The organism is Paraburkholderia sp. BL21I4N1 (assembly GCF_002973525.1).
GTDB lineage: Bacteria > Pseudomonadota > Gammaproteobacteria > Burkholderiales > Burkholderiaceae > Paraburkholderia.
Genome location: NZ_PVEN01000001.1, coordinates 589,905 through 614,926 on the forward strand (window position 1 = coordinate 589,905; position 25,022 = coordinate 614,926).

Annotated in this window: 23 protein-coding genes; 18 read left to right on the plus strand and 5 right to left on the minus strand. The window is 64.0% G+C overall.

The window, feature by feature from the left end:
• The first annotated feature begins 12 nt into the window (after nucleotides 1-12).
• The 7 genes from B0G83_RS02490 to hutG all read left to right on the plus strand — a co-directional run bounded on the left by B0G83_RS02490 (nucleotide 13) and on the right by hutG (nucleotide 7,797).
• Nucleotides 13-2,673, plus strand: coding sequence for a circularly permuted type 2 ATP-grasp protein (locus B0G83_RS02490; protein ID WP_105505829.1), 2,661 nt, complete (start codon nucleotides 13-15; stop codon nucleotides 2,671-2,673).
• Nucleotides 2,670-3,560: a transglutaminase family protein gene (locus tag B0G83_RS02495; protein ID WP_105505830.1), complete on the plus strand. Its 891-nt coding sequence runs from the start codon at nucleotides 2,670-2,672 to the stop codon at nucleotides 3,558-3,560. Before B0G83_RS02490 ends, B0G83_RS02495 begins: the two co-directional genes overlap by 4 nt.
• A gap of 203 nt (nucleotides 3,561-3,763) precedes the next feature.
• A complete protein-coding gene (locus B0G83_RS02500) occupies nucleotides 3,764-4,513 on the plus strand; it encodes an IclR family transcriptional regulator (protein ID WP_105506554.1) in 750 nt (249 codons plus the stop codon).
• 83 nt (nucleotides 4,514-4,596) lie between these two features.
• Nucleotides 4,597-5,352: a transporter substrate-binding domain-containing protein gene (locus B0G83_RS02505; RefSeq protein ID WP_105505831.1), complete on the plus strand. Its 756-nt coding sequence runs from the start codon at nucleotides 4,597-4,599 to the stop codon at nucleotides 5,350-5,352.
• Between the two features lie 17 nt (nucleotides 5,353-5,369).
• A complete protein-coding gene (locus B0G83_RS02510; RefSeq protein ID WP_105505832.1) occupies nucleotides 5,370-6,038 on the plus strand; it encodes an amino acid ABC transporter permease in 669 nt (222 codons plus the stop codon).
• Complete coding sequence (locus tag B0G83_RS02515; protein ID WP_105505833.1) at nucleotides 6,035-6,820, plus strand: amino acid ABC transporter ATP-binding protein; 786 nt, start codon at nucleotides 6,035-6,037, stop codon at nucleotides 6,818-6,820. The genes B0G83_RS02510 and B0G83_RS02515 overlap by 4 nt, the downstream gene beginning before the upstream one ends.
• On the plus strand, nucleotides 6,817-7,797 hold the full coding sequence (hutG, locus tag B0G83_RS02520) for a formimidoylglutamase (protein ID WP_105505834.1): 981 nt from the start codon (nucleotides 6,817-6,819) through the stop codon (nucleotides 7,795-7,797). Before B0G83_RS02515 ends, hutG begins: the two co-directional genes overlap by 4 nt.
• 105 nt (nucleotides 7,798-7,902) lie before the next feature.
• On the opposite strand, the gene B0G83_RS02525 is transcribed toward hutG, so the two are convergent.
• Nucleotides 7,903-9,513 carry a DUF2957 domain-containing protein gene (locus B0G83_RS02525; protein WP_258167654.1) on the minus strand — a complete coding sequence of 537 codons (1,611 nt, stop codon included), beginning with the start codon at nucleotides 9,511-9,513 and terminating at the stop codon, nucleotides 7,903-7,905.
• Between the two features lie 650 nt (nucleotides 9,514-10,163).
• On the opposite strand from B0G83_RS02525, the gene B0G83_RS02530 reads away from it, so the two are divergent.
• The 11 genes from B0G83_RS02530 (at nucleotide 10,164) to B0G83_RS02580 (ending at nucleotide 20,926) form a co-directional block, all read left to right on the plus strand.
• Nucleotides 10,164-10,586 (plus strand): MarR family winged helix-turn-helix transcriptional regulator, encoded by a 423-nt coding sequence (locus B0G83_RS02530; protein ID WP_105505836.1) that lies wholly within the window; start codon nucleotides 10,164-10,166, stop codon nucleotides 10,584-10,586.
• 89 nt (nucleotides 10,587-10,675) lie between these two features.
• Nucleotides 10,676-11,098, plus strand: coding sequence for a MarR family winged helix-turn-helix transcriptional regulator (locus B0G83_RS02535; RefSeq protein WP_105505837.1), 423 nt, complete (start codon nucleotides 10,676-10,678; stop codon nucleotides 11,096-11,098).
• Between the two features lie 86 nt (nucleotides 11,099-11,184).
• Nucleotides 11,185-12,285: an HlyD family secretion protein gene (locus B0G83_RS02540; RefSeq protein WP_181156667.1), complete on the plus strand. Its 1,101-nt coding sequence runs from the start codon at nucleotides 11,185-11,187 to the stop codon at nucleotides 12,283-12,285.
• Between the two features lie 10 nt (nucleotides 12,286-12,295).
• Complete coding sequence (locus tag B0G83_RS02545) at nucleotides 12,296-13,867, plus strand: DHA2 family efflux MFS transporter permease subunit (protein WP_105505839.1); 1,572 nt, start codon at nucleotides 12,296-12,298, stop codon at nucleotides 13,865-13,867.
• Nucleotides 13,868-13,877: 10 nt separating this feature from the next.
• On the plus strand, nucleotides 13,878-15,311 hold the full coding sequence (locus B0G83_RS02550; RefSeq protein ID WP_105506555.1) for an efflux transporter outer membrane subunit: 1,434 nt from the start codon (nucleotides 13,878-13,880) through the stop codon (nucleotides 15,309-15,311).
• A 54-nt stretch (nucleotides 15,312-15,365) separates the two neighbouring features.
• Nucleotides 15,366-16,553 carry a thiolase family protein gene (locus B0G83_RS02555; RefSeq protein WP_105505840.1) on the plus strand — a complete coding sequence of 396 codons (1,188 nt, stop codon included), beginning with the start codon at nucleotides 15,366-15,368 and terminating at the stop codon, nucleotides 16,551-16,553.
• A gap of 228 nt (nucleotides 16,554-16,781) precedes the next feature.
• Nucleotides 16,782-18,059, plus strand: a complete 1,278-nt coding sequence (locus B0G83_RS02560; RefSeq protein WP_105505841.1) for a NupC/NupG family nucleoside CNT transporter — start codon at nucleotides 16,782-16,784, stop codon at nucleotides 18,057-18,059.
• A gap of 15 nt (nucleotides 18,060-18,074) precedes the next feature.
• Nucleotides 18,075-18,464 (plus strand): cytidine deaminase, encoded by a 390-nt coding sequence (locus tag B0G83_RS02565; RefSeq protein ID WP_105505842.1) that lies wholly within the window; start codon nucleotides 18,075-18,077, stop codon nucleotides 18,462-18,464.
• Complete coding sequence (locus B0G83_RS02570; RefSeq protein ID WP_105505843.1) at nucleotides 18,461-19,426, plus strand: nucleoside hydrolase; 966 nt, start codon at nucleotides 18,461-18,463, stop codon at nucleotides 19,424-19,426. Before B0G83_RS02565 ends, B0G83_RS02570 begins: the two co-directional genes overlap by 4 nt.
• A gap of 199 nt (nucleotides 19,427-19,625) precedes the next feature.
• Entirely contained in the window at nucleotides 19,626-20,561 is a 936-nt protein-coding gene (panE, locus tag B0G83_RS02575) for a 2-dehydropantoate 2-reductase (RefSeq protein ID WP_105505844.1), read from the plus strand.
• Nucleotides 20,562-20,626: 65 nt separating this feature from the next.
• Nucleotides 20,627-20,926, plus strand: a complete 300-nt coding sequence (locus B0G83_RS02580; RefSeq protein WP_105505845.1) for a hypothetical protein — start codon at nucleotides 20,627-20,629, stop codon at nucleotides 20,924-20,926.
• A 25-nt stretch (nucleotides 20,927-20,951) separates the two neighbouring features.
• Here the strand turns inward: B0G83_RS02580 and B0G83_RS02585 are convergent, their stop codons facing one another.
• Genes B0G83_RS02585 through B0G83_RS02600 form a run of 4 tightly spaced genes read right to left on the minus strand, consistent with a single transcriptional unit; the run spans nucleotide 20,952 to nucleotide 25,008 of the window.
• The gene (locus tag B0G83_RS02585) at nucleotides 20,952-21,998 is read right to left on the minus strand and encodes an ABC transporter substrate-binding protein (protein WP_105505846.1); all 1,047 of its coding nucleotides are present in this window, start codon (nucleotides 21,996-21,998) and stop codon (nucleotides 20,952-20,954) included.
• A gap of 31 nt (nucleotides 21,999-22,029) precedes the next feature.
• Nucleotides 22,030-23,193, minus strand: coding sequence for an FAD-binding oxidoreductase (locus B0G83_RS02590; RefSeq protein WP_105505847.1), 1,164 nt, complete (start codon nucleotides 23,191-23,193; stop codon nucleotides 22,030-22,032).
• Nucleotides 23,186-24,625, minus strand: a complete 1,440-nt coding sequence (locus B0G83_RS02595) for an NAD(P)/FAD-dependent oxidoreductase (protein WP_105505848.1) — start codon at nucleotides 24,623-24,625, stop codon at nucleotides 23,186-23,188. The genes B0G83_RS02590 and B0G83_RS02595 overlap by 8 nt, the downstream gene beginning before the upstream one ends.
• Nucleotides 24,622-25,008 carry a (2Fe-2S)-binding protein gene (locus B0G83_RS02600; RefSeq protein ID WP_105505849.1) on the minus strand — a complete coding sequence of 129 codons (387 nt, stop codon included), beginning with the start codon at nucleotides 25,006-25,008 and terminating at the stop codon, nucleotides 24,622-24,624. Before B0G83_RS02600 ends, B0G83_RS02595 begins: the two co-directional genes overlap by 4 nt.
• Between the last annotated feature and the right edge of the window lie 14 nt (nucleotides 25,009-25,022).

Here is a 25,022-nt window from a genome sequence, read left to right on the forward strand (position 1 = left end):
AACGACACGACCTTGGCCTTTCAATCGACTTTTCCCTTCGAGACGTCCGCGGCGCGCGCGGACGCTTCGTCCTTGCTGCGCCTGCTGCCGGCTTACGAGGGACATTGGGACGAGTTACGCGACGCCTCGGGCGCACTGCGCGAACCCTGGCGACAATTCTTCGAGCGGCTCGGCGAAGACGGCATCGCGCGGCTGGACGATCATCGCGCGTCGATCGCGCAGCAGATCCGCGACAACGACATCAGCTACAACGTCTACGCGGATAACGGCGAGCCCCGGCCCTGGGCGCTCGACCTGCTGCCGTTCCTGATCAGCGAGGAAGAGTGGGCGCGAATCGAGCGGGGCGTGACGCAGCGCGCGCATCTGCTCAATGCGATCGTCGCCGATATTTATGGCCCGCAGACCCTGCTGGAGCGTGGCCAATTGCCGCCTGCGCTGGTGTTCGGGCATCCGGGTTATTTGCGTTCGGTGAAGGGCTATACGCCGCCTGGCGGCCAATACCTGCAGGTGGTCGCGGTGGATCTGGCGCGCACGCCCGGCGGCGATTGGACCGTGATGGCGCATCGCACCGAGGCGCCGTCCGGGCTCGGTTATGCGCTCGAAAACCGGCTGATCGTGTCGACGCTGTTCGCCGATCCGTTCCGCGCGATGCGGGTGAGCCGCCTCGCGCCGACCTATTCGCAACTCATGGCAACACTCGTGCAGGCCGCGCAAGCGACCATGCGGCACGACAGCGAAGGCGCCGAAAAGTCGGTGCATATCGCGTTGCTTACGCCGGGACCGTTCAGCGAAACCTATTTCGAGCACGTGTTTCTGGCGCGCTATCTCGGCGTCACGCTGGTGGAGGGTAAAGACCTGACCGTGCGTGACGACAAGCTGTATCTGAAAACCCTCGGCGGTCTCGAACGGGTGCATGTGGTGCTGCGCCGTCTCGACGACGCGTTCTGCGATCCGGTCGAACTGCGCGCCGATTCGAGCATCGGCGTGCCCGGCCTGTTGCAGGTGATGCGCGCGGGCAATGTGATCGTGTCGAACGTGCCGGGCTCGGGCTTTGTCGAGTCGCCGGCGTTGCATGGTTTTCTGCCGGGCATCGCCGAAGTGCTGCTCGGCGAAGACCTGCTGCTGCCGAGCGTGCCGACCTGGTGGTGCGGCGAAAAGGCCGCGCGCGAGCACGCCTTCGCGCGGCTCGACGAGGCGTTTATCGTGCCGACGTGGCCGGTCGGCGCACGCGATGCGCCGCCCGGCATCGAGCAGGGCCGGCAGAAACTGTCCTCGTGGCGCGCGCGCATCGAAGCGATGCCCGACACTTACACGATCCAGCAGGCGCAGCGGTTTTCCAGCACGCCGCGTTACGAGGACGGCACGATCGGCCGCCGTCCGTCGGTGCTGCGCGTCTATGCGATCGCCGACGTCAACGGCGGCTGGCATGTCATGCCGGGCGGTTTCACGCGCATGGCCGCCGAACGTCAGACGACCGTGTCGATGCAGTACGGCGGCAGCAGCGTCGATACGTGGGTGCTGTCGAGCCAGCCCACCTCGACGTTCACGCTGTTGCCTTCGCCGATGCAACCCGCCGATCTCGCGCGCAAGCATCGCACCGTGTCGAGCCGCGCGGCGGAGAACCTGTTCTGGGCCGGACGCTACGGCGAGCGCGTGGAAAACAACGTGCGGCTGTTGCGGCTGATTCTCGGCTCGCTGGAAGGCAACGACGCCGACGCGATGTTTCCGACCCTGGTCGAACTCGCGCTGCACTGTGGGCTCGTGCAGGCCGGCGACATGGCGTCGCCGCACTCGCCGCAAGCGTTCGAACGCGCGTTGGTCGCGAATCTGAGCGAGAGCACCGGGGTGGCGAGTATCGGCCAGAATCTGGCTCGCCAGGCGCGCTCGAACGGCGAAGTGCGGGGGCGGCTGTCCAACGATCACTGGCGCACGATTCTCGCCGCGCGCAACGACTTCCGCGATGCGTTGCAGACGTTGATGCCGGGGCCGTCCGGCGGGTCGTCCGGCGGGTCGTCCGGCGGGTCGTCCGGGAATGGCGCCGCGAATGGTGCCTACGGCCGTGGCGAACGCCTCGACCGCTATGACCGCGTCACGTTGATGACGGCGCTCGAACGCTTGTCGGTGCAGTTGTCGGCAATCAGCGGCGCGCAAGGCGACCGCATGACGCGCGACGAAGCCTGGCGTTTGCTGTTCGTCGGCCGCCATATCGAGCGTGTTTCGGCCATGACATCGTTCCTGCGCGTGATCGCCGATAAAGGCCAACTCGCCACGCCCGCCGGCTTCGATCTGCTGCTGCAACTGTTCGACAGCACGCTGACGTATCGCTCGCTGTATCCCGGCCGTTTCGAGGTGCCGGCCTTGCTCGACCTGCTGGTCTGCGAGCCGACCAATCCGCGTGGCATCTACGGCGTGTACGCGCGTCTGCGTAAAAAACTCGATGAGATCGCCGTCGCGGCGGGCAGCGTGCGGCATCGTCCGTTCGCGGAATTGATGCCGCCCGCCGTGTCGTTGCCGACGCTCGAAGCGCTGTGCGCCGTCGACGAAAACGGCGTGCATGGCGACCTGATGGCGGTCTGTGATCAGATCGGCGGCTTTGTCGGCGCCGCCGCGCACGAAATCAGCGCGCGTTACTTCAGTCACGCGAGCACCGTCGCCTCGCAGGTGTGGTCATGAAGAACGCGCCGACCGTGTTGTCCGTTTCGCATCGCACCACGTACCACTATTCCACGTACGTGGAGACCGCCCAGCATCTCGCGACGATCCGGCCGATCGCGTGCGCGTGGCAGCGCGTGGTGTCGCACAGCGAAAAGATCGAGCCGGAGCCGTCATATCTGAACAGCCGTCTCGACGCGTTCGGCAACGACGTGCTGTATTTCGCACTCGATGCGCCGCACGAACGCCTGCAACTCGTCAGCGAAACCACGGTCGCGTTGCTGCCGCGCTGGACCGATCTCGACCCGGACACGACGCCCGCCTGGGACGAAGTGGCGGAGGCGCTGCGGTTTCGCGTCGGCGGTCGGTTCCGGCCCGAGGTGGAGTTCTGTTTCGCGTCGCCGAATATCGTGCCGCGGCCGTCGCTGCGCGCGTACGCACTGCCGAGTTTTCCGCCCGGCATGCCGATCGCCGAAGGCGCCATCGACCTGATGCATCGCATTCACGAGGACTTCGACTACAAACCTTCGGCGACGATGTTCGATACGCCTGCCGAACGCGCGTTCGAATTGAAGAGCGGCGTGTGCCAGGATTTCGCGCAGGTGATGATCGGCTGTTTGCGTTCCGTGGGTTTGCCGGCGCGTTACGTGAGCGGCTATTTGCGCAACGACCCGCCGCCTGGGCAGCCGCGTTTGATCGGCGCGGATGCGTCGCATGCGTGGGTGTCGGTGCATTGTCCCGGCAGCGGCTGGATCGACCTCGATCCGACCAACGACGTGCTGGCCGACATGGATCACGTGACGCTGGCCATCGGCCGCGATTACAGCGACGTGTCGTTGCTGCGCGGCATGATTCTCGGCGGCGGCGCGCATCGCGTGGAAGTGGGTGTGACGGTGCTCGCGCTTTAGATCTTCCTGCTTTACCGCCTGATTCAGGCAGTTTCTGTCAGACGAATCCTCTTGACGTGTCGCGCGTTTCGCCGCGGCACGCTCAATTTCGCCCACTCGGGGAAATCCCTTGCCTCTCATTCCCATTCAATGAGAATCCCATTTTTGAAACCCGAGAACGTTCTGGCATTCTGATTCCGTGATTGATTGCGGGTGGTGTCGACGTGAACGCGGAACAAAGTGTGACAGGTGCGGAACGGGTATTGCTGGTGCTGGCGGCGCTCGCCAGTCATGGCAAGGCCATGTCGGTCAAGGATTTGCTGGCCGTGACCGGCCTCGCGCAAAGCACCTTGTATCGGCAGATCGCGCTGCTTAAACGCTGGGGTTTCGTCGCGGAAAACGCGGGGCATTACGCACCCGGTCCGATCAGTCTGCAACTTGCGCTCGGCTTCGACGTGAATTCGCTGCTGGTCGAAGCGAGCCGCAGCGAGATGCAGCAACTGGCGCGTGCGTCGCAGGAAAGCATCGGGCTGGTGGTCGCCGTCAAACACCAGGTGATGTGCCTCGAAATGGTCGACAGTCAGCATTCGCTGCGCTGCTCGTTCGAAAAAGGCCGGGCCGTGCCGCTCAGGGCGGGCGCGTCGGCGAAATCGCTGCTGGCCTTCATGGCCGACAAAGCGCGCAACGAAATACTCGACAGTGTGTTCGACAACGACCCGCCCGGCCGCGCCGCGATCGAAGCCGAACTCGACCAGATTCGCGCCCAGGGCTACGCTGTCAGCGACAGCGAAGTCGACCCCGGCGTGTGGGGCGTAAGCGCCCCGATCTTTCATCGCAGCGGACGCGGCGTAGGTAGCAGCGCGTCGATCACCCTGATGGCGCCGTCCACGCGCGCCACGGGTCGCGAAAGCCAATTCATCGACGGGACGCTACGTACGGCCCGCGCTATTTCCGAGCACATGCAAACCGATTGATCGATTCAGGCCGTTCGCGGCCGCACCTCGATCCGGATTCCGAACGAACTGAAGAACTTGATGGACCACAAGGAGCCTACCCCATGAAACTGCAACGACTGCTGTCCCTCGCCTGTGTCACGGTTGCCGTGACTTTTGCGGGCTTCTCCGGCGCCGCGTCGGCCCAAACGCCGGACGTGCTGAACGTCGCCACCGACGCCACCTTCCCACCGATGGAATTCACCGAGAACGGCGCACGTACCGGCTTCGACGTCGACGTCATGAACGCGCTCGCCAAGGCCATGGGCAAGCGCGTGCAATGGACCGACATCGACTTTAAAGGGCTGATTCCCGGCCTGATCGCGCACCGCTTCGACGCGGCGATTTCCGGTATCTACATCACCGACGAACGCGCCAAAGTGGTTGACTTCACCGATTCGTACTACGCGGGCGGCCTCGTCGCGCTGGTGAAAAACGATTCGCCTGTCAAATCCGTGGCCGATCTGAACGGCAAGAAAGTGTCGGTCCAGGTGGGCACGAAGTCGGTGAACTTCCTGCGCGACAACTACCCGCAGATCAATCGCGTCGAAGTCGAGAAGAATCAGGAAATGTTCGACCTCGTGGGCATTGGCCGCGCCGACGCCGCCGTGACCGGTAAGCCGGCCGCGTATCAGTTCGCGAAGACGCGCGGCGGTTTCCGCGTGCTCGACAAACAACTGACCACTGAAGCCTATGGCATCGCCGTGCGCAAGGACGAGCCGGAACTGAAGAACGCGTTCAACACCGCGCTCGCGAAGATCAAGGCCGACGGCACCTATGCGGCGATCGTCAAGAAGTGGTTCGGCGCGAGCGCGCAATAAACGGCTGAGTAAATAAAATGGCACTCGATTTTTCGCCGGTGATTGCCGGCTGGCCGGACATCATGCATGGCGCGCTGGTGACGGTCGAAGTCACCGCCGCCTCGCTCGCGTTGAGTTGCGTGCTGGGCCTGCTGATCGGTATCGGCCGGCTCACGCCGCAGCGGCGCGTGGTGTACGGTTTTTGCACCGCGTATCTGACGTTTTTCCGCGGCACGCCGTTGCTCGTGCAACTGTTTCTGCTGTTCTTCGGCTTGCCGCAATTCGGCATTCTGCTGCCGGCGTTTGTTTGCGGCATGCTCGGGCTCGGCTTGTATTCGGCGGCGTATGTGTCGGAAATCGTGCGCGGCGCGATTCAGTCGGTGGATCGCGGGCAGATGGAAGCGGCGCGCTCCATCGGCATGTCGTCGGGACAGGCCATGCGCGCGATCATTCTGCCGCAGGCAATCGTGCGGATGATTCCGCCGCTCGGCAACGAGTTCATCGCGCTGATCAAGAACTCGGCGCTGGTGTCGCTGTTGACGATCGACGATCTGATGCATGAAGGTCAGAAGATCATCAGCGTGTCGTACCGCTCGCTCGAGGTGTACCTGGTGATCGCGCTGGTTTATCTGGTGTTGACGCAGGTGACCAACTACGCGTTGCATCGCGTCGAACGTCATCTGCGCGCAGGAGGGATGGTGCAATGAATACCGTGAATACCGTGGCTCAAGAGAGCGGCCCTATCGTCAGCATTCGTGGGCTGACCAAATCGTTCGGCTCGCATACGGTGCTCAACGGCATCGACTTCGATATTCAGCCGCAGCAGGTCGTCGTGGTGATCGGACCGAGCGGCTCGGGCAAGAGCACGTTCCTGCGCTGCTGCAATGGCCTCGAACAGGCGGAAGGCGGCACGATCGATATTTGCGGGCATCGGTTGGTCGAGCAGGGCGCGATGCTCAAGGAGCGCTCGCTGAACGCGCTGCGCACCGAAGTCGGCATGGTGTTTCAGTCGTTCAACCTGTTTCCGCATCTGTCGGTGCTGCATAACATCACCGTGGGCCCGCGTATGTTGCGTGGCGCGAGCAAGGCCGAGGCCGAGGCGGCCGCGCTCGCTTTGCTGGAGAAAGTCGGGCTCGGGCACAAGGCGAATGTGATGCCGGCGAGTCTGTCGGGCGGTCAGAAGCAACGGGTGGCAATTGCGCGTGCGCTGGCTATGCAGCCGCGTGTGATGCTGTTCGATGAGCCGACCTCGGCGCTCGATCCGGAGCTGGTCGGCGAAGTGCTGCAAGTCATGAAACTGCTTGCGAGCGAAGGCATGACGATGGTGGTCGTCACCCATGAAATGGGTTTCGCCAAGGAGGTGGCCGACGTGGTGGTCGTGATGGACGGCGGCGTGATCGTCGAAGCAGGGCCGCCGGCGGAGATTTTCTCGGCGCCCTCGCAGCCGCGTACGCGAGCGTTTCTGCAGGCGGTGTTGTCGCGCGCATGAGAGTTCCATTCGACGACAAGGTGTGGGCGGGCCGTTGCGACGACGGCGAGCCCGGCGACACGCGGCGCGTGTTTAACCAGGTGGTGCCGTTCGGCGACGGGCGGCAGGGTGAGCGCGAGAGTTGTCGCGAGATGCCGGTGATCGTCGGCTTCGGTTCCGATGAAGGCGTGCGCCGCAATCAGGGCCGCACTGGCGCGGCGCACGCGCCGAAGGAATTGCGGCGTGCGCTGGCGGGTCTGCCGGCGAAGGTGGCGTTGACGTCGCTCGCCGATGCGGGTGACGTGGTGTGCGACGACGGCGACCTGGAAGGCGCGCAGGTGGAATTGGCGCAGGTGGTTAGCGATGTGCTGGCCAGTGGCGGCCGGCCGCTGGTGTTCGGCGGTGGCCATGAAGTCGCGTGGGGCACGTATAGCGGCTTGCGCTTGCATCGGGAGCGTGAGGCTGTTGCAGGCGCCAGGTCTGCTGCGTCGCGCAAGCTGCTGATCGTCAACTTCGACGCGCATTTCGATCTGCGCCAGAAGCGTCCGGCGAATTCCGGCACGCCGTTCGACCAGATCGCCAACGACTGCGCCGAACGTGGGGTTCCGTTCAACTACGTCTGCTTCGGCATTAGCGATCTGGGCAATACCGCGTCGCTGTTCGCGCATGCGGAGCAACTCGGCGTGCGCTATGTGCTCGACGTCGATATGCAGGACGTGCATCTGCCGCAGCGCCTGAATGAACTGCAATCCTTGCTCGATGCAACCGACGACGTTTATCTGACCATCGACCTCGACGTCTTGCCCGCGGCCACCGCGCCCGGCGTGTCAGCACCCGCTGCGTTGGGTGTGCCGTTGTCGGTGGTCGAAGCAATGGTGCAGCGTGTGCGGGCGTCCGGCAAGCTGCGCGTGGCGGACATCGCGGAGTACAACCCGTCGCTCGATCAGGACAAGCGAACGGCGAGGGCCGCCGCGCGACTGGCGTATCGCCTGCTTTAGCTCCCGGGCGTGGCGCTACGCCGCGGACGTGGCGCACGAACCAAACAGAACGGCTCGCTGGATCACTCCAGCGAGCCGTTTTTTCACCTTCCGCTCACCGCACGTTTATTCCACGAACGCCCCGATCGACAGGAACGGATTCACCTTACCGATGTTGTGCGCGGGATCGTTCGTGGTGAACGTCGGATTGATCCCGTTCATGAGCAGACCGTACACCGGTCCCACCTGCACCATCACGCCGGTGTCTCCTGCGTTGTAGAGCGCGGTGCTGCCGGACATCAACGGCTTGGTCGCGGTCACATTGACGATACCCGGTTGCGTCTGCGTGAAATCGAGCGAGAAGTTGCTCGACGCCGTCGACGTGAACGGATTCAACAGGGCCGCCGACGGGCTCTGGAACAAGGTCGCGCCGTAATTCACGCCCGGGTTGAACGACGCGCTGCCGTCGGTGCAGGTGCCCGACGCCGCATAGACCGGCTGTCCGTTCACGTAGATCGGGTTCGGGCTTTGACCGATGGTGGTTACCAGGGCGCACGCCGACGCGCTATTCGCGCCGATATAGCCGCCCTTCAGTGCCGTTTGAGCAATCTTCGTGGCGGGCGCCAGCAGCGAGATGCCGAGCTGATCGTCGAGCGCGTTGTTCAGAATGCCGGTCGGGGTGTTGTCCGTGTGGGCATAGCCGACGCGAATCATCACCGGCACGAGCTGGTTGTTCACCTTGCCGACGATCATGATGCCGTGCGCCAGACTCGGCGCGAACAGCAATTGCAGCACGCCCACGCCGGCCGCCGGATAAGCCAGACCGTTGGCGCGGCTGACAAAAACGTTGTCCGGGGAGCCGTCGGCGTTAGTGCGCAACGTCCACGGCGTGCCGGTCAGAACGCACGAATTCGGCGATGAATCGGGCGTACAGGTGCCGTCCGCGTTGAGCGTCTCGCTGGCTTGAACGGCTTGCGGCGCCCAGCCGGTCGTTGTCAGGCCGTCGGTGCCTTGAGCCGGGTTGCCCTCGGGGCTCATGCGGAAGCCGACTTCGTTATAGGCGCCGGCCACCTGGGTGAAGTCGGTGACCGTCTGGCTGAAACCGAGGAACGGATACGAGTCGAAGGTGCGCTGCGGCACGACGCCAATTGGGATACCCAGCGACGTGACGCCGGAAAACTGGATCGTCGCCCCCGGAATTCCGCCGCCGATAATGCCCTCGCCGACGAACAGCATCGGCGGGTCCTGTGGATTGATGGTGACGCTGTAGGTGCCGTCGGCGGTCGTGCCGTTCTTCAGCACGATTGCGCAGCGGTTCTGTTCGGCGGTCGGCAGGGCAAAGGAGCCGGTCGGATTGTCGTAGTCGCCGGTGATCGTCAGGCCCGCGCGCGTGACGTTGACCTGGCCGACGGAGATCGGCACGGCGGATTCGATGAAGGTCATCTGATACTTCTTCGTCGCCGAATTGAATTGCATCTTGATGTACTCGCCGCTACCCGAGCCGCCGGTGTAGGTGGTCGAATAGTCGAGCGAATCGGGGCACAGCTTGGCCGCCACGACCGGCGTGCCGGGCGGCTGGCCTTGCGCGCCGCACGAGGCGCCCGAACATTGCGGCACGGCGACGGCGCCCGGCGCGTCCGCTTTGCCGGAACCGCCGCAAGCGGCCAGCAGCACGGACAACGCGAACGCGCCCGTCATTGTTGAAGCGGATGAGCCTGCCCACAGTTTGAACGCCATTGTTTTGTCTCCTCGTCAATCGTCGTTCGTTATTAATTCGCGCGATTAAATGAGTCGCGCGGGTGCCGCTGGATTTTTATCCGTCCACCACCTGAAACGCCGTGCCCGGCGATACCTCCGGGTGCACTCGCTAAAATGGCCACGAATGCTCGATGAAATAGGCGCCGCCAATCGATGACATCGAACGAGCTTTATTCGCAATACGCGCAGGCCACGTCGAACAACGCGGCAGGCCCACGAGACAGGCGAATCCCGGTTATGCCGATCAGCTTGCCGTGGGCTAGGTAAAACAGGGGAATTTCAATGCGACGCAAACGTATTTAATGCCGAATGTCGGAATGGCGCATGCGAATTGCATAGTGGGAATCGCGCTGACTGGGTGGAATGGCATTAATGTCTCCGTGGCCTGTTATTAGATTTAATTGGTTGCGGCTGAACATTAAGCCGCTGCTACGGACTTGTATATAGTGGCATTAATCCAAACCCGTAAGATTCGCCGTCACGCCGTGTGGTGGGGCATTGCGGCGGTAATTCAAACAGACGTATGGATGGAAGTTTTGCCGCTGGACGCGGACAGCCGACATCCATCATCGCGCCTCCAAACAAAATTCACCTTGACGCTGTGCGTATGCACACATACACTCCTCGACATGAACCGCCCTCTCTCTTACGACGAATGCAACTGCTTCGCGCTGCGCCAGGCGGCGCGGCACGTCACGCAAATCTACGAGCGCCATCTGGGCGGCGTAGGGCTGACGGCCGCGCAGTTCACGATCCTGGCCAAGCTCGCTCGCAAGCCGAATCTGCCCATCGCGGATCTGGCGGATGCCATGGTGATGGAGCGCACCACGCTGGTTCGCGCCATGAAGCCCTTGCAGCGCGATGGCCTGGTGGTGGCGGAAGCGGCGGAGCACGACGGCCGCACGTTTCTGTTCAGTCTGACGGCGAAAGGCGAAACCACCTTCGACGAGGCGTCGGTAGCGTGGCGCGCCGCGCAAGACGAGTTTGAAGAGCGCTTCGGGCAGGCGCGCGCAAGAGCGCTGCGCACCGAGCTGTTCAGCATCACCGGCTAACCTAACCCGATAGAGCACATGAACTCGTTCTGGCGGGTTGAACGCGCCTATTAATGTGCATACGCACTCACGCTTCAGGAAGCGCAGCGATGGAAGGCTTTTTCGACGACGACTGCTTTGCGATTCGCCAGGCCGCCCGTTACGTCTCGCAGCTTTACGACCGGCATCTGTCGAACGTGGGGCTGACCATTACGCAGTTTTCGCTGATGGGTCGGTTGAAACGCGTCGGCCCGATGTCGATGAAGCAACTGGCCGAAGCCATGCGGATGCAGCGCACCACGCTGGTTCGCACGATCCAGCCGCTGCGCCGCAACGGTCTGATATCGAGCGACGTGCTCGGCGCGGATGTACGGGCGCTGTCGATCGCGCTCACGCCCGCCGGCGAAGAACGTCTGAAAGCAGGCCGCGAGCATTGGTACGCGGCGCAAGCCGAATTCGAACACCGTTTCGGCGAAGAACGGGCCGCCGCATTGCGCGGCGAGTTGTTCGCCATCACGCAGGATCCGCTCTGAAGTCGGACGGGCAGTACCGCAAGGTCGGCGCAACGCAGAGCGCCGTTTTTTTTAACTCAAGGAGTGCATACGCACATATCGACATCATGTCCACAACCCCTTCCACTATCGCGCCGCCCAGCGCGGCTCAATCCGCCAAACCGGCGCGGCGTATTCCCTGGATGCTGCTCGCGGTCATCACGGTGCTTGTCGTGCTCGCGTTGGCGGTGTCGTACTGGTTCTTCGTCGGCCGCTTTGTCGAGACGACCGACGACGCCTACGTGGGTGGCGATGTCACCGTGATGGCGCCGAAAGTAAACGGCTTTGTCACGGATGTGCTGGTGCGCGACAACCAGTTCGTGCATGCGGACCAGGTGCTGATCCGGCTCGATGCACGCGATTACGACGCCCGCCTCGCGCAGGCCAACGCGGAAGTGCAGAGTGCCCAGGCCGCGGTGACCGAGTTGCAGGCGAAGAAATCCTTGCAGTTGGCCACGATCAACGAGCAGGCCGCCGAAGTGCGCGCCTCCGGCGCCGAGCTGACGCGCAGCGCCGCCGACCAGACGCGTTATCGCGAACTGGTGAAGGACGACGCGGTGTCGAGCCAGGTGGTCGAACGGGCGGACGCCGATCTGACCAAGGCGCATGCCGCAGTCGATCGCAGCGGCGCGGCCCTGATCGCCGCACAGCGCCAGATCGCCGTGCTCGACGCGCAGATCGGCGACGCCGACGCGCGCATCGCCACTGCGCAAGCGGCGCAGCGCGTCGCGGCGCTGAACGTGGAGTACACGACGATTCGCTCGCCGATCGACGGTTATATCGGCAATCGCACCGCGCGGGTGGGACTGCTGGCGAACACGGGCGGTTCGCTGCTGACCGTGGTGCCCGCAAGTGGCCTGTGGATCGACGCCAACTTCAAGGAAGACCAGTTGAAGAAGATGCAGGTCGGCGACAGCGTCGACGTGAATCTCGACGCGTCGAGCCGGCCGATTCACGGCGTGGTGGAAAGTCTGGCGCCTGCGACCGGCGCGACCTTCAGCGTGCTGCCCGCCGAAAACGCCACCGGCAACTTCACGAAGATCGTGCAGCGCGTGCCGGTGCGAGTGCGTCTCGACGTGCCGAAGGACATGCAAGGCGTGCTGCGCCCCGGCCTCTCGGCCACGGTGAAGGTTCACGTCGACACCGGCAGCACGCCGGCACGCGGCTAAGAGACCGATCATGACCCAAGTCCTCGCCAATCCCGCCGATCTGCCGACGCGCACCAAAGTCCTCGCGTTCACGCTGATGTGCATCGGCTTTTTCATGGCGACGCTCGATATCCAGATCGTGGCGTCGTCCCTCAAAGATATCGGCGGCGGTTTGTCCGCGAGCCAGGATGAACTCTCCTGGGTGCAGACCTCGTATCTGATCGCTGAAATTCTGGTGATCCCGATGTCCGGCTGGCTCACTCGCGTGTTCTCCACGCGCTGGGTGTTCGCCTTTTCCGCACTCGGCTTCACGGTCACCAGCATGCTGTGCGGTCTCGCATGGGACATCAATTCGATGATCCTGTTCCGAGGTTTGCAGGGCGCGCTCGGCGCCGCGATGATCCCGACCGTGTTCACCACCGCGTTCGTGCTGTTTCCCGGCAAGCAGCGTCTGATTGCGTCCACCACCATCAGCGCGCTCGCCACGCTCGCGCCGACGATCGGCCCGGTGATCGGCGGCTGGATCACCTCGCAATGGTCGTGGCACTGGCTGTTCTACCTGAACCTCGTGCCGGGTGTGCTCGTCACGGTGATGGTGCCGAAGTACGTGCATTTCGATAACGTCGACCTGTCGTTGCTGAAGAAAGGCGACTACCTCGGCATTCTGCTGATGTCCGGTTTTCTCGGCTGCCTCGAATACGTGCTGGAAGAGGGCCCGCGCAAAAACTGGTTCGGCGATGACGTGATCGTGTTTTGTGCGTGGGTCTCGGCAATCTGCGGCTTCCTGTTCATCGTGCATGCGTTCACCGCGAAAGAGCCCATTGTCGATCTGCGCGCGTTGGCGGTCCGGAACTTCGGCATAGGCAGTTTGCTGTCGTTCATTACCGGGATCGGGATTTTCTGCGCGGTGTTTCTGACGCCGGTATTCCTCTCGCGAGTGCGCGGTTTCGACTCGTTGCAGATCGGCGTCGCGTTGCTGTCGGTCGGTTGCTTTCAATTGCTCGCGATGGTCGCGTATTCGATCCTCGCCCGCATGGTGGACATGCGAATACTGCTGGTGGTGGGGCTCGTGCTGTTTGGCGTCGGCTGTTATCTGTACGTGCCGCTGACCAATCAATGGGGCTGGCAGGAGTTGCTGATTCCGCAGGCGTTGCGCGGCATCGGCCAGCAGTTCTGTATTCCACCGATCGTGACGATGGCGCTAGGTTCGTTGCCGATGTCGAGGCTGCGTTCCGCGAGCGGCCTGTTCAACCTGATGCGCAATCTCGGCGGCGCGATCGGCATTGCCGTGAGCAGCACGATGCTCAACGACCGTCTGAATCTGCACTACGAGCGGCTGGACGAACATCTGAACGCCGGACGCCCCGTGCTCGAATCGTTGTTGCAGCAACAGACCGCGCATTTCGCGGCGGTCGGCGGTGACGCGCTGAACGCGGCTAACGCGGGGCTCGGCGCATTGCATGGCTTGCTGATGCGCGAAGCGCTGGTGCTCACTTTCTCCGACACGTTTTTCGCGTTGTCGCTGTGTTTCGTGGTCGGTTTGCTGAGCGTGCTGTTCTCGCGCCCGTTCGGCAACACCGCGCCGCCGCCCGATGCTCATTGAGGAACTCAACATGAAACCGATCGTACTCAAAGTTCTCGCGAGCGCCGCGTTGTTGACGCTCGCGGCTTGCGCGGTCCCCCCGGCTGAACACGCGGATTTGCCGCAAACGGTCAAGACCGTGGCGCCGGCCGCGTGGAACGTCGACGCGCCGCAAGACAGCGTCAGCGCCGACACCTGGTGGGCGCAATTCGGCGACCCGGTCATGCATCAACTGGTCGAGTCGGTATTGACCGGCAATCTCGACGTGCAAGCCGCGGTGGAGCGCGTCAAGCAGGCGCAGGATCTCGCGACGCAGGATCGCGCGGCGCTGCTGCCCGAGTTGAACGCGAACGCCGGCGCGTCCGACTCACGCCAGAACACGCCGCCGCCGCTCGGCTACGTGCGTCAGGCCGGGTTCGGTTTGTCGGCCAGCTGGACGCCCGATGTGTTCGGCGGCGAACGGCTCGCCGTGCTGGCGGCTCAGGCGCAGGTGTCGGGCCGCGAGGCGTCGTTGAATCAGGTGCGGCTCGCGCTCGCGGCCAACACGGCGGCCGCTTATATCGATCTGCGCTGGGCCCAATCGCAATTGCAGATTCTCAGCGACAACGAGCAGATTCGCGCCCGTGCGCTGAAGCTCACACAAGAGCGTCTGCATTACGGACTGTCGACACAACTCGACGTCGCGCGTGCGCAGAATCAATTGCAGGATCTGCAGGCGCAGATTCCGCGCATTCAATCGGCGGTGCAGCATCAATTGAGTCTGATCGCGGTGTACTCGGGGCGCACGCCGGAGAGTGTCGACGGTTTGCTGCTCGCCAATGCCCGTGAGATTCCGTTGCCCGCGCAAAGCGTGCCGCAAATTTTGCCGTCGGAAGCGTTGCTGAAACGGCCTGACGTGCGCACCGCGTATGCGACGGTCGAACAGCGCGCGGCGGAAGTGGGTGTGTCGAAAGCGCAGCGCTATCCGCAGTTCAGGCTGAATCTCGCCGACGGCTTGCTGGCCTCCTCGTATCTCGGCTTGCCGACGCTGACCGATAACCTGTTCAGCGCGGCGTTGAACGCGACCAGTCCGATCTTCAACGCGGGCCGCATCACCGCGAATATCGACGCGAGTGAAAGCCGCATGCGCGAATCGCAACTCGGCTTGCAGCAGACCATGCTGCAAGCGCTGAAGGAAATCGAGGACAACCGCAGCGATCTGGTGAGCGGATCGGTGCAGGTGCAACGACTTGGCGGCGCGCTCGATGCCTCGGGCCACGCGCTGCGTTTGTCCACGGAGTTGTACAAGAACGGCGCCTCCAGTTTCCTCGACGTGCTGGACGCACAGGAAGCGTATCTGCGCGACGACGAATCGTTGAATCAGGCCAAACGCGAGCATGCGCTCGCAGCGGTCGCGTTGTACCGGTCGCTGGGTGGCGGCTGGGATTTGCCGGGAACCGTCACGGCCGTATCGACGAATAACTGACACACACGGCCACGGCAAATCAACCTGCAAACGTAAGCCAACTGGAGAGAAGCAATGACGAACCCACGAGAAGTCGTGATCTGCAATCCGGTAAGAACACCGATCGGCGCTTTCGGCGGAGCGCTGAAAGAGGTGCCTGCCACCGACCTTGGCGCGGTAGCCGTGCGCGAGACGCTGCGTCGCAGCGGTCTCGACGCGGCGGCGCTGGCGTCGGTGGTGATGGGCAATGTGATCCAGGCGGGCAACAAGATGAATCCGGCGCGTCAGGCGTCGATCGGCGGCGGCGTGCCGGTGGCGGTGCCCGCCTTGACCGTGAATCGCGTGTGCGGGTCGGGCGCGCAGGCGATCGTCTCGGCGGCGCAGGAAATCTGGCTGGGCTTCGGGGAGGCCGCCGTGGCGGGCGGCATGGAGAACATGGACCGTGCGCCGTATCTGCTCGACAGCGGCCGCTGGGGCAACCGCATGGGCAACGCGCAGGTTCACGACAGTCTGCTGCGCGACGGCCTGAACGACGCGTTTTCCGGCGAGCATTCGGGCTGGCATACGGAAGACCTCGTCGCGCAATTCGACATGACGCGTGAAAGCCAGGACCGTTGGGCCGCGCGTTCGCAACAGCGATTCGCCGAAGCGCAAGAGAGCGGCGACTTCGACGCCGAACTGATCGCGGTGCAAGTGCCGGGCCGCAAAGGTCCGCAGCCCTTCACGCGCGACGAACAACCGCGCCCCGACACCACGTTGGAAACGCTGGCCAAACTACGTCCGGCTTTCCGTCCCGACGGCACGATCACGGCGGGTAACGCGCCTGGCTTGAACAGCGGCGCGGCCGCGATGCTGGTGGCCGAGCGCGGCTTCGCCGAAGCGCGCGGAATCGAAGCGGCCGCGCGTCTGGTGGCGTTCGGTGTCGCGGCGGTCGAGCCGGGCATGTTCGGGCTCGGTCCCGTGCCTGCCGTACAGCTGGCCCTGGCGCGCGCCGGGTGGCAACTGCATGACGTCGAGCGCTTTGAGATCAACGAAGCGTTCGCGGCCGTGCCGATCGCGGTCGCGCGCCGGCTCGGCATTGCTGATGAATTGATCAACGTGCAGGGCGGCGCGATCGCGCACGGCCATCCGATCGGCGCGACCGGCGCGGTGCTGACCACACGACTGATCCATTCGATGCGACGCGACGGTCTCAAACGCGGGATCGTGACGCTGTGTATCGGGGGCGGGCAAGGGATCGCATTGGCGTTGGAAATGCTCTGAGCGTTAAGGCAATAACAGCAACAGCACATGCAATCGCTGCGGCGCGCGAAACGTCAATCGCACCTTAACGCGCCGCGGCAACACCCCATGCACCCGCACAAAAAATGCACCACGCATTGCCCCGCGCTCGATCCTTCATCACCCGAACACCGCCCCTAACCGAATCTTTTTCCTCCAGCGTCAGTTTCGTTTAGCATCTGTGCCACTTTCACAAGAACGTCACGAGACATGGCCCTGATCGTCCGAAACCTCCTCGGTATTGCCGTCCTGTTGTTCATCGCCTATATCTTCTCCGCCAACCGGCGCGCCATTCGCTTACGTACCGTGGTCGCCGCGCTGCTCACGCAAATCGGCATCGGCGCTTTCATTCTGTTTGTGCCGTTCGGCAAATCGATCCTCGACGCGGCCGCATCCGGCGTCAATCACGTACTGGCGTACGGCAACGCGGGCATCGAGTTCCTGTTCGGCGGCCTCGTGCAGCCCAGGATGTTCCAGGTCTTTGGCGACGGCGGTTTCGTGTTCGCCGTGCGTGTGCTGCCGGCCATTATCTTCGTCACGGCGTTGATCTCCGTGCTGTACTACCTCGGCGTGATGCGCTGGATCGTGCTTCTGCTCGGCACGGCGTTCCAGAAACTGCTGGGTGTGTCGAAGCTCGAATCGTTTTCGGCCGTCACCACGATCTTTCTCGGTCAGAGCGAAATGCCCGCCGTCGTCAAGCCATTCGCGCGCGACATGACCGGCGCCGAACTGTTCGCGGTGATGTCGAGCGGCATGGCTGCGGTGGCGGGCTCGGTGCTGGCGGGCTACGCGGGGCTCGGCGTGCGGGTCGACTATCTGCTCGCCGCGTCGTTCATGGCGGTGCCCGGCGGCCTGCTGTTCGCGAAGATCATTTGCCCGAGCACCGAGCCGAGCCGCGTGCAATTGCAGCATCTCAACTTCGACGAAAAGCGGCCCACCAATGTGATCGAAGCCGTCAGTTCCGGCGCGACCGTGGGCCTGAAAATCGCCGTGATGGTCGGCGCCATGCTCATCGCGTTCGTCAGTCTGATCGCGTTGCTCAACGGTATCGTGGGCGGCATCGGCGGCTGGTTCGGCCATCCGGACCTGTCGATGCAATCCGTGCTCGGCATGCTGTTCGCGCCGCTCGCGTATCTGATCGGCGTGCCGTGGAGCGAGGCGACCATCGCCGGTAATTTCCTTGGGCAGAAGGTGATTCTCAACGAGTTCGTCGCTTATGCGTCGCTGTCGCCGTATCTGAAAGACGCCGCCAGCGTCACCGCGGCTGGCCTGCAGGCGCTCGATCCGCGTACCATTGCAATCCTGTCGTTTGCGTTGTGCGGCTTCGCGAACTTTTCGTCGATCGCGGTGCTGACGGGCGGTTTTAGCGCCGTCGCGCCGGAACGCCGCGCGGAAGTCGCGCGCTACGGCCTACGTGTCGTGCTGGCCGGCACGCTCTCGAACCTGATGAGCGCCACCATTGCGGGCATGTTCATTACGCTGCATTGAATCGAGGATCGCTGTATGAAGATGGAACAACTGCTGGAACGCGCGGGCGTCGCGCGAGAAAAGGCCTATGCGCCGTATTCGAAATTCAAGGTTGGCGCTGCGCTGCTGACTAAAGACGGCAAGGTATTCGACGGTTGCAACGTCGAAAACGCCTCGTACGGTTTGTGCAATTGCGCGGAACGCACGGCATTTTTCAGCGCGATTGCCGCGGGTTATCAGCGTGACCAGTTCGCCGCGCTCGCCGTGATCGGCGACACCGAAGGTCCGATCGCGCCGTGTGGCGCGTGCCGCCAGGTGATCATCGAACTCGGCGGCCCGGACCTGCCGATTCGCCTCGGCAATCTGCATGGCGCGACACGTGACACCACCGCGCGCGACCAACTGCCGGACGCGTTTTACCTATGAGCCGGCACAAGATCATTTACGACACCGACCCCGGTGTGGACGACGCAATGGCGTTGGTATTTCAGGCGCGGCACCCGGAGATCGAACTGCTCGGTCTGACGAGTGTGTTCGGCAACGCAACGATTCAGACGACCACGCGTAATGCGCGTTTCCTCGCCGGTCGTTTCGCGCCTGGCGTGCCGGCCGCGCAGGGGGCGACCGCGCCGCTCAAGCGCATTGCGCCCGACCCGCTGGCGTGGATTCACGGAGACAACGGGCTCGGCAACATCGTGCTCGACATGAGCCACGGCGCCACGCTCGACGCGCGTCCCGCACATCGCTTCATCATCGACACGGTGCGTGCGCATCCCGGTGAAGTCACGCTGGTCGCCGTGGGTCCGCTCACGAATCTCGCGCTGGCGCTCGCCGACGATCCGCAATTCGCCACCCTGGTCAAACAGGTGGTAATCATGGGCGGCGCGTTCGGCACCGACGGCGTGCTCGGCAACGTGACGCCCGCGGCGGAAGCCAACATTCTCGGCGATCCAGATGCGGCCGATATCGTGTTCGGCGCGGCCTGGCCGGTGGCGATCGTCGGGCTCGACGTTACGCAGCGCACCATCATGAGCCACGACTATCTGGCCTCGCTGCGTGAACGCGGTGGCGCGGCGGGACAATTCGTGTGGGACGTGTCGCGGCATTACGAGGCGTTTCATGAAGAGAGCGCGCAGCTTAAGGGCATTTACGTGCACGATTCGTCGGCAGTGGCTTATGTGCTGGCGCCGCATCTCTACACGACGCGCAGCGGTCCGGTGCGGGTGTTGACCGAAGGCATCGCGGTCGGTCAGACGATCCAGAAGCCTGCCGCGATGCCGGTGCCAGCGCCGGCCTGGGACAGCCGCCCGGCGTGCGAAGTGTGCGTCGGCGTGGATGTCGAGGGCATGCTGGCGCTCTACGAAAGCACGATTCTCGGCGCGTTCTGAGCGCAACATTTCGGCGAGCGGGATGCGGCGATTGATCTGACCTGACAATCGTCGCATCGCAGCATGCCAACCCGGCAATCGTGGCCGATGCCGACACCCAATCTTTGCTACATTCTCCCCACGCACTGCGTCAGCGGCTCCGAGGTCTACCATCCGGAAGCCCAACGCCGCGCGACCGAAATCTATCAAGAGGCCAACGATGCGAATTCTAGTAGTAGGGGCGGGCGCGGTGGGCGGTTACTTCGGCGGGCGTCTCGCCGCGGCGGGTCAGGACGTGACTTTCCTGGTTCGTGCGGGCCGCGCGGAAAAGCTTAAGCGCGACGGGCTCGTGATCAATAGCGCGCGCGGCGATCTCACGCTGCCCGATGTCAGCACGATCCTCGCCGGCGTGAGCGCCGAGCCGTTCGATCTGGTGCTGCTCAGTTGCAAGGCTTACAGCCTCGACGACGCGATCGACTCGTTCGCGCCGTTCGTCGGCGAATCGACGCTGATTCTGCCGATGCTCAACGGCATGCGCCATATCGACGTGCTGACCGAAAAGTTCGGCGCGCAGCGGGTATTGGGCGGCCAATGCGTGATTGCCGCGACGCTGAACGCCGAGCAGCACATCGTGCATCTGAACGAAATGCATGCCATTACATTCGGCGAACTGGCGGGCGGCAAATCGGAGCGCGTCGAGGCGATCGCGGACGCGATGGCCGGCGCGAATTTCGACGTCACGGTCAGCGACAACATTTTGCTGCGCATGTGGGAAAAATGGGTGTTCCTGGCCACATTAGCGGCCAGCACGTGCTTGATGCGGGGTTCCGTCGGCGATATTCTGGCTGCGCCGGACGGCAAACGCGTGATCGAGAACCTGCTCGGCGAGTGCCGGGCGGTGGCGGAGAACAAAGGCTTCACGATGGGCCCGGACTTCGACGCCCGCGCCACGCAGACGCTGTTCACGCCGTCGCCGCTCACCGCGTCGATGCTGCGCGACGTGGAAAATCACTCGCATACCGAGGCGGATCACATTCTCGGCGATCTGATCTCGCGTGGCGGCGACGCGCAGAAGGGCGAACACGGCTTGTCGTTGCTGCGGATCGCCTATAGTCATCTGAAGACGTATGAAGCGAGGCAGGCCCGCACGTCCTGATGGAACGCATTCGCTGAAATGGACACGCAAGGCATGCCGTAACAGCCAACGATCGGAGGTGAAGCATGCCGAGTCCAACCGGATCGGTGGCCGCGCTCAGTAGCGCGTCGGCCACGATCTTTTCGATCGGCATTGTCTTTCTCGGCTACTGGGGCATGTACGAGCCGACCAAATGGCACGTCGGCGACGTGATGGTCGTTGTGATCGCACTGATCGGTTTCGGCTGTCTCGGGCTCGTGCCGTGGCTGGCAACGAACCCGGCCCAATCGGAAACCAACGACACCCACATGCGTATCGCTCGCCATCTGTTTCTGGCGGGCGTCGGCTCGATCTGGCTTGCCGTGGCGGTGTCGCTGATTTTCTGACTGGGCGTGGCAAAAAGCTTCTAACTCACCGCTCGATCTGCCGGTTCCAGCGCGTATCCCACTGCGCGCGGTGCGCATTGATCGTGTCCCAATCCACCACTGTCACCTTGCGCACCAGATCGTCGATACTGCCGAGGCTTTGCTGCATCGGCGGCGTCATCTTCGCGAGGCGGTTGGTCGGAATCTGCTTGCCCGCTTCGGCCGCTTTGGTCTGCGCGGGCGCGGACAGCAGAAATTGCGCGAGCTTCTGCGCGAGTTGCGGGTCGGGGTTGTTGTTGACCACGCACAGATCGACCAGCAGCAACACCGGCCCTTCTTTCGGATTCACATAAGCGACCGGAATCCCCTTGTCTTGCAGATCGCTCACGCCGGTCGGCGTCAGCGGGAACAGGCCCGCTTCGCCGGTCTGGACCATTTCGGAAATCTTCGCGGAGTTCGGCACGTACTCGACCACGTTCGGCCCAACCGTGCTCGCCCATTTCGTGAAACCCGGTTCGACGTTCTGCTCGCTGCCGCCCATCAGACGGTTGATCGCGAGAAAGCCGTGCAGGCCGAACGTGCTGCTCGAGGCCGACTGGAACACCACCTTGCCCTTGTATTTCGGATCGGCGAAATCCATCCACGAAGTCGGCGGCGCCCAGCCTTTTTCAGCGAACAGCTTCTTGTTGTACGCAATGCCGGTCATGCCGAGTTGCACGCCCGCGCCCATGTCGTCTTTCATGCGCGCGAACGGGTAGAGTTCCTTCAGGACCGGCGCGTCGTCGAGTTTCTTGCAGACGCCCATGCTGACCGCGCGCGCCATCACGCCGTCGTCGAGAAACACCACGTGGATCTGCGGATTCGCCTTGTTGGCGAGCAGCTTGGCGAGAATGTCCGACGAAGTGCCCGGCACCACCACCACCTTCACATTGTTGGCTTTCTCGAAGTCGGGCAGCACCTGGCTCGTATAAGCCTTTTCCATCGGCCCGCCGTTCATGCCGATGTAGATGGTTTTGGTCTCCGACCACGCCGGCGCGGCCGCGCTGAACGCACACAGGGCGGCGAGCGCCGCGATCGTCTTGAACAATTTCATGGTGGGGCTCCTGGGTTTCACTAAACGGGACTTAAGCAGCGGAAGAGGTGGCGGATGGGGTCGCAGCCGAATCGACGGATAAGGCGCCCACGCCGGCAAAGCGATCAATCGAAAACGCATGCAACGGCGTGGCGGTCTCGCCGTCGATCACGAGATCGGCCAGCACTTCGCCCACGCCGGGCGCGAGCAGAAAACCGCCGCCCGAAAAACCGAACGCATGCAACAGACGCGGCACCATGCGGCTCGCGCCGATGATCGGATTGTTGTCCACGGTCTCGCCTTCCACGCCGCTCCACGTGCGGATCAGCAGCGCCTCGCGCAACGCGGGCAGCAGCGCGCAGGCGTCGCGCATCACGGCGCGCGTGGTGTCGGTGGAGGGGTGGCCGTATTCGCCGTCGCCATGTCCGCGTCCACCGCCGATCACGCAATTGCCGCGCGCCACTTGCCGCGCGTAGATGCCGCCGCCGTACACCCCGAGGTTGTGCGTGATGAAGGGCGGCAAGGGCTCGGTGACCCACATGTTCGGGTAAATCGGTTTCATCGGCACGCGCTCGCCGAAGTAACCCGCCACCGTATTCGCCCACGCGCCCGCGGAATTGATCAGCCAGTCGGCGCTGATGCGCGCGTCGCCGGCGCGCAGGTGAAAGCGCTTGCCGTCGTGATGAATCTCGCTGAGCTCGGTTTGCTCGCGCACCTCCGCACCGGCCGCGCGCGCGGCGCGCGCGAACGCGGGCGAGACCAGACGCGGATTCGCGTGCCCATCGGTCGCGCACAGCGAGCCGCCGATAGCCGCTGGCCCGAGCCACGGATAGCGCTCACGGAACGCGGCGCCACTGACTAACCGCGCGTGCAGTCCGTGATCGCGCGCCATGTCGGCCCACGCTTGCAGCGCGGCGAGATCGGCTTCGCCGCGCGCCAACCGCAAGTGTCCCGACATCGTGAATTCGCCGTCGATGCCGATCAACTCCGGCAAGCGGTCCCAGATGCGCCGCGCGCGCATGGCGAGCGGCATCTGTTCGACGGGGCGCCCCTGGCAGCGCACGCCGCCGTAGTTCACGCCGCTCGCCTGCGCGCCGCAATAGCGCCGCTCGAACAGGCCGACGCGCAAGCCACGCCGCGCCAGCGCCAACGCCGCCGATGAGCCGACCAGTCCGCCGCCCGCAATCGCGACGTCGTAATGTTGCGTGTCACTCATCGCGAGCCTCCTCGGGGATTTCGGCGAGGTTGTCGTCGGTCACCATCTCGGGTGAAAGGGGAATCGGTTTGATCGGCGCCTGACCGCGCAAGCGGCCCACTTCGGCGAGCGGTTTGCCGGTTTCCTCGGCTAGCAGCGTGAGCGCGGCCTCGCCGCACATGCGTCCCTGGCAGCGCCCCATGCCGACCCGCGTGAGCGCTTTCAAACGATTGATCTCGCTCGCTTCGCCGCCGCGAACGCAGCGGCGTAACGTACCCGCGTCGATTTCCTCGCAGCGGCACACGGTCATGTCGTCGGGCCATTGCGCGGCGCATTGCGCGGGTGGTGCGAAGGCCGTTTCGATACCCTGGCGAAAGACGGCGATACGTTTGAGACTGCGTTCGAGCGATGCCGCCTCGCGTCTGCCCGTACCGCGCGGATACGCCATGCCGAGATCGTCGAGCAATGCCAGCGCGACGCGGCGGCCGGCGAGTTCGGCGGCGTCGGCGCCGGCAATGCCCGCGCCGTCGCCGGCGAGATAGAGACCTGGCACGGAACTGCGTCCGGCGGCGTCGAGTTCGGGCAGCCAGCAGCGGTTGGTGGCGTCGAAGCGGAAGCGGCAGCCCGCCAGATCGGCGAGTTGCGTTTCGGGCTTCAACCCGAAGCTGATACCGACCGCGTCGCAAGTCAGGGTTTCGGTGGGCGCGGCGCGATCCGGGGAAGCGCGAAATTCGATTGCGCGCACACCTTGTTCGCCGTGAATGCCGACCAGCGTCACATTGCGTTGGATCCGCACGCCGCGCGTTTTCAACCAGCCGACGTAATACAGCCCTTTGGCGAATGTGGACGGTTGACGCGCGAGTTTCGGCGCGGCCGCGATCTGCCGCGACAGCGGACTGGTATCCAGCACGGCCAGCACTTGCGCGCCCGCTTTCACGTATTGATAGGCGACCAGGTACAACAAGGGCCCCGTACCGGCCAGCACGACACGCTGCCCAATCGCGCAACCTTGCGACTTCAACGCGACCTGCGCCGCGCCGAGCGTATAGACGCCGGGCAAGGTCCAGCCCGGCACCGGCAACACGCGATCGGTCGCGCCGCTGGCGATGATCAGATGCGAGAACGGCACGCGAATCTCGCGCCCCGCATGCAGCGTATCGAGCCGCCCAGGTTCGCAGGCCCACGCCAGCGTGTCGGGACGATAGTCGAGTTGCGGCAACAGCGCGGCCATCGTCGTATGCAACGCGTCGGCCTTGTGCGCTTCGAAACCGTAGAGCGTTTTTTTCGAACGTTGAAAGCCGCCGTTCGCGGGCGGTTGCCGATAAATCTGGCCGCCCCAGCGCGCGTTTTCATCGAGTACGACCGGGCGAAGGCCGGCTGCGACCAGTGTCTCGGCGGCGCGCACGCCGGCCGGTCCCGCGCCGACGATGACGATGCGGCGTTCGTCGCTCATGAAGCGTCTCCGTTGGCGAGCGCCGAAACCGCGGCGTTGCCGGTTTCAACACCGAATCGCGACACCACGCGCATGCCTTCAGTCACCAGCGTCGAACAGGCGCGCAGGCGCTTGCCATCTTCGCTGCGCATCCAGCAGTCCTGGCATGCGCCGATCAAACAGAAGCCGGCGCGCGGCGCGCCGCTGAATTCGCTGTCGCGCACACGCCGTTGCTGCATCAACACGGCGGTCAGCAGCGTATCGCCTTGCAGCGCACCGACTTCGCAGCCATCGAGAAAGAAGCGCAGCGGCTCGCGCTGCGTTTCGGCCACGCGAACGAATTGCGGCTCGGCGCGAGCGGGGGCCGCGTCGGCGCCATGAGTGGACGGTAAGTTGGACGGCATGGGAACGTAAGCGG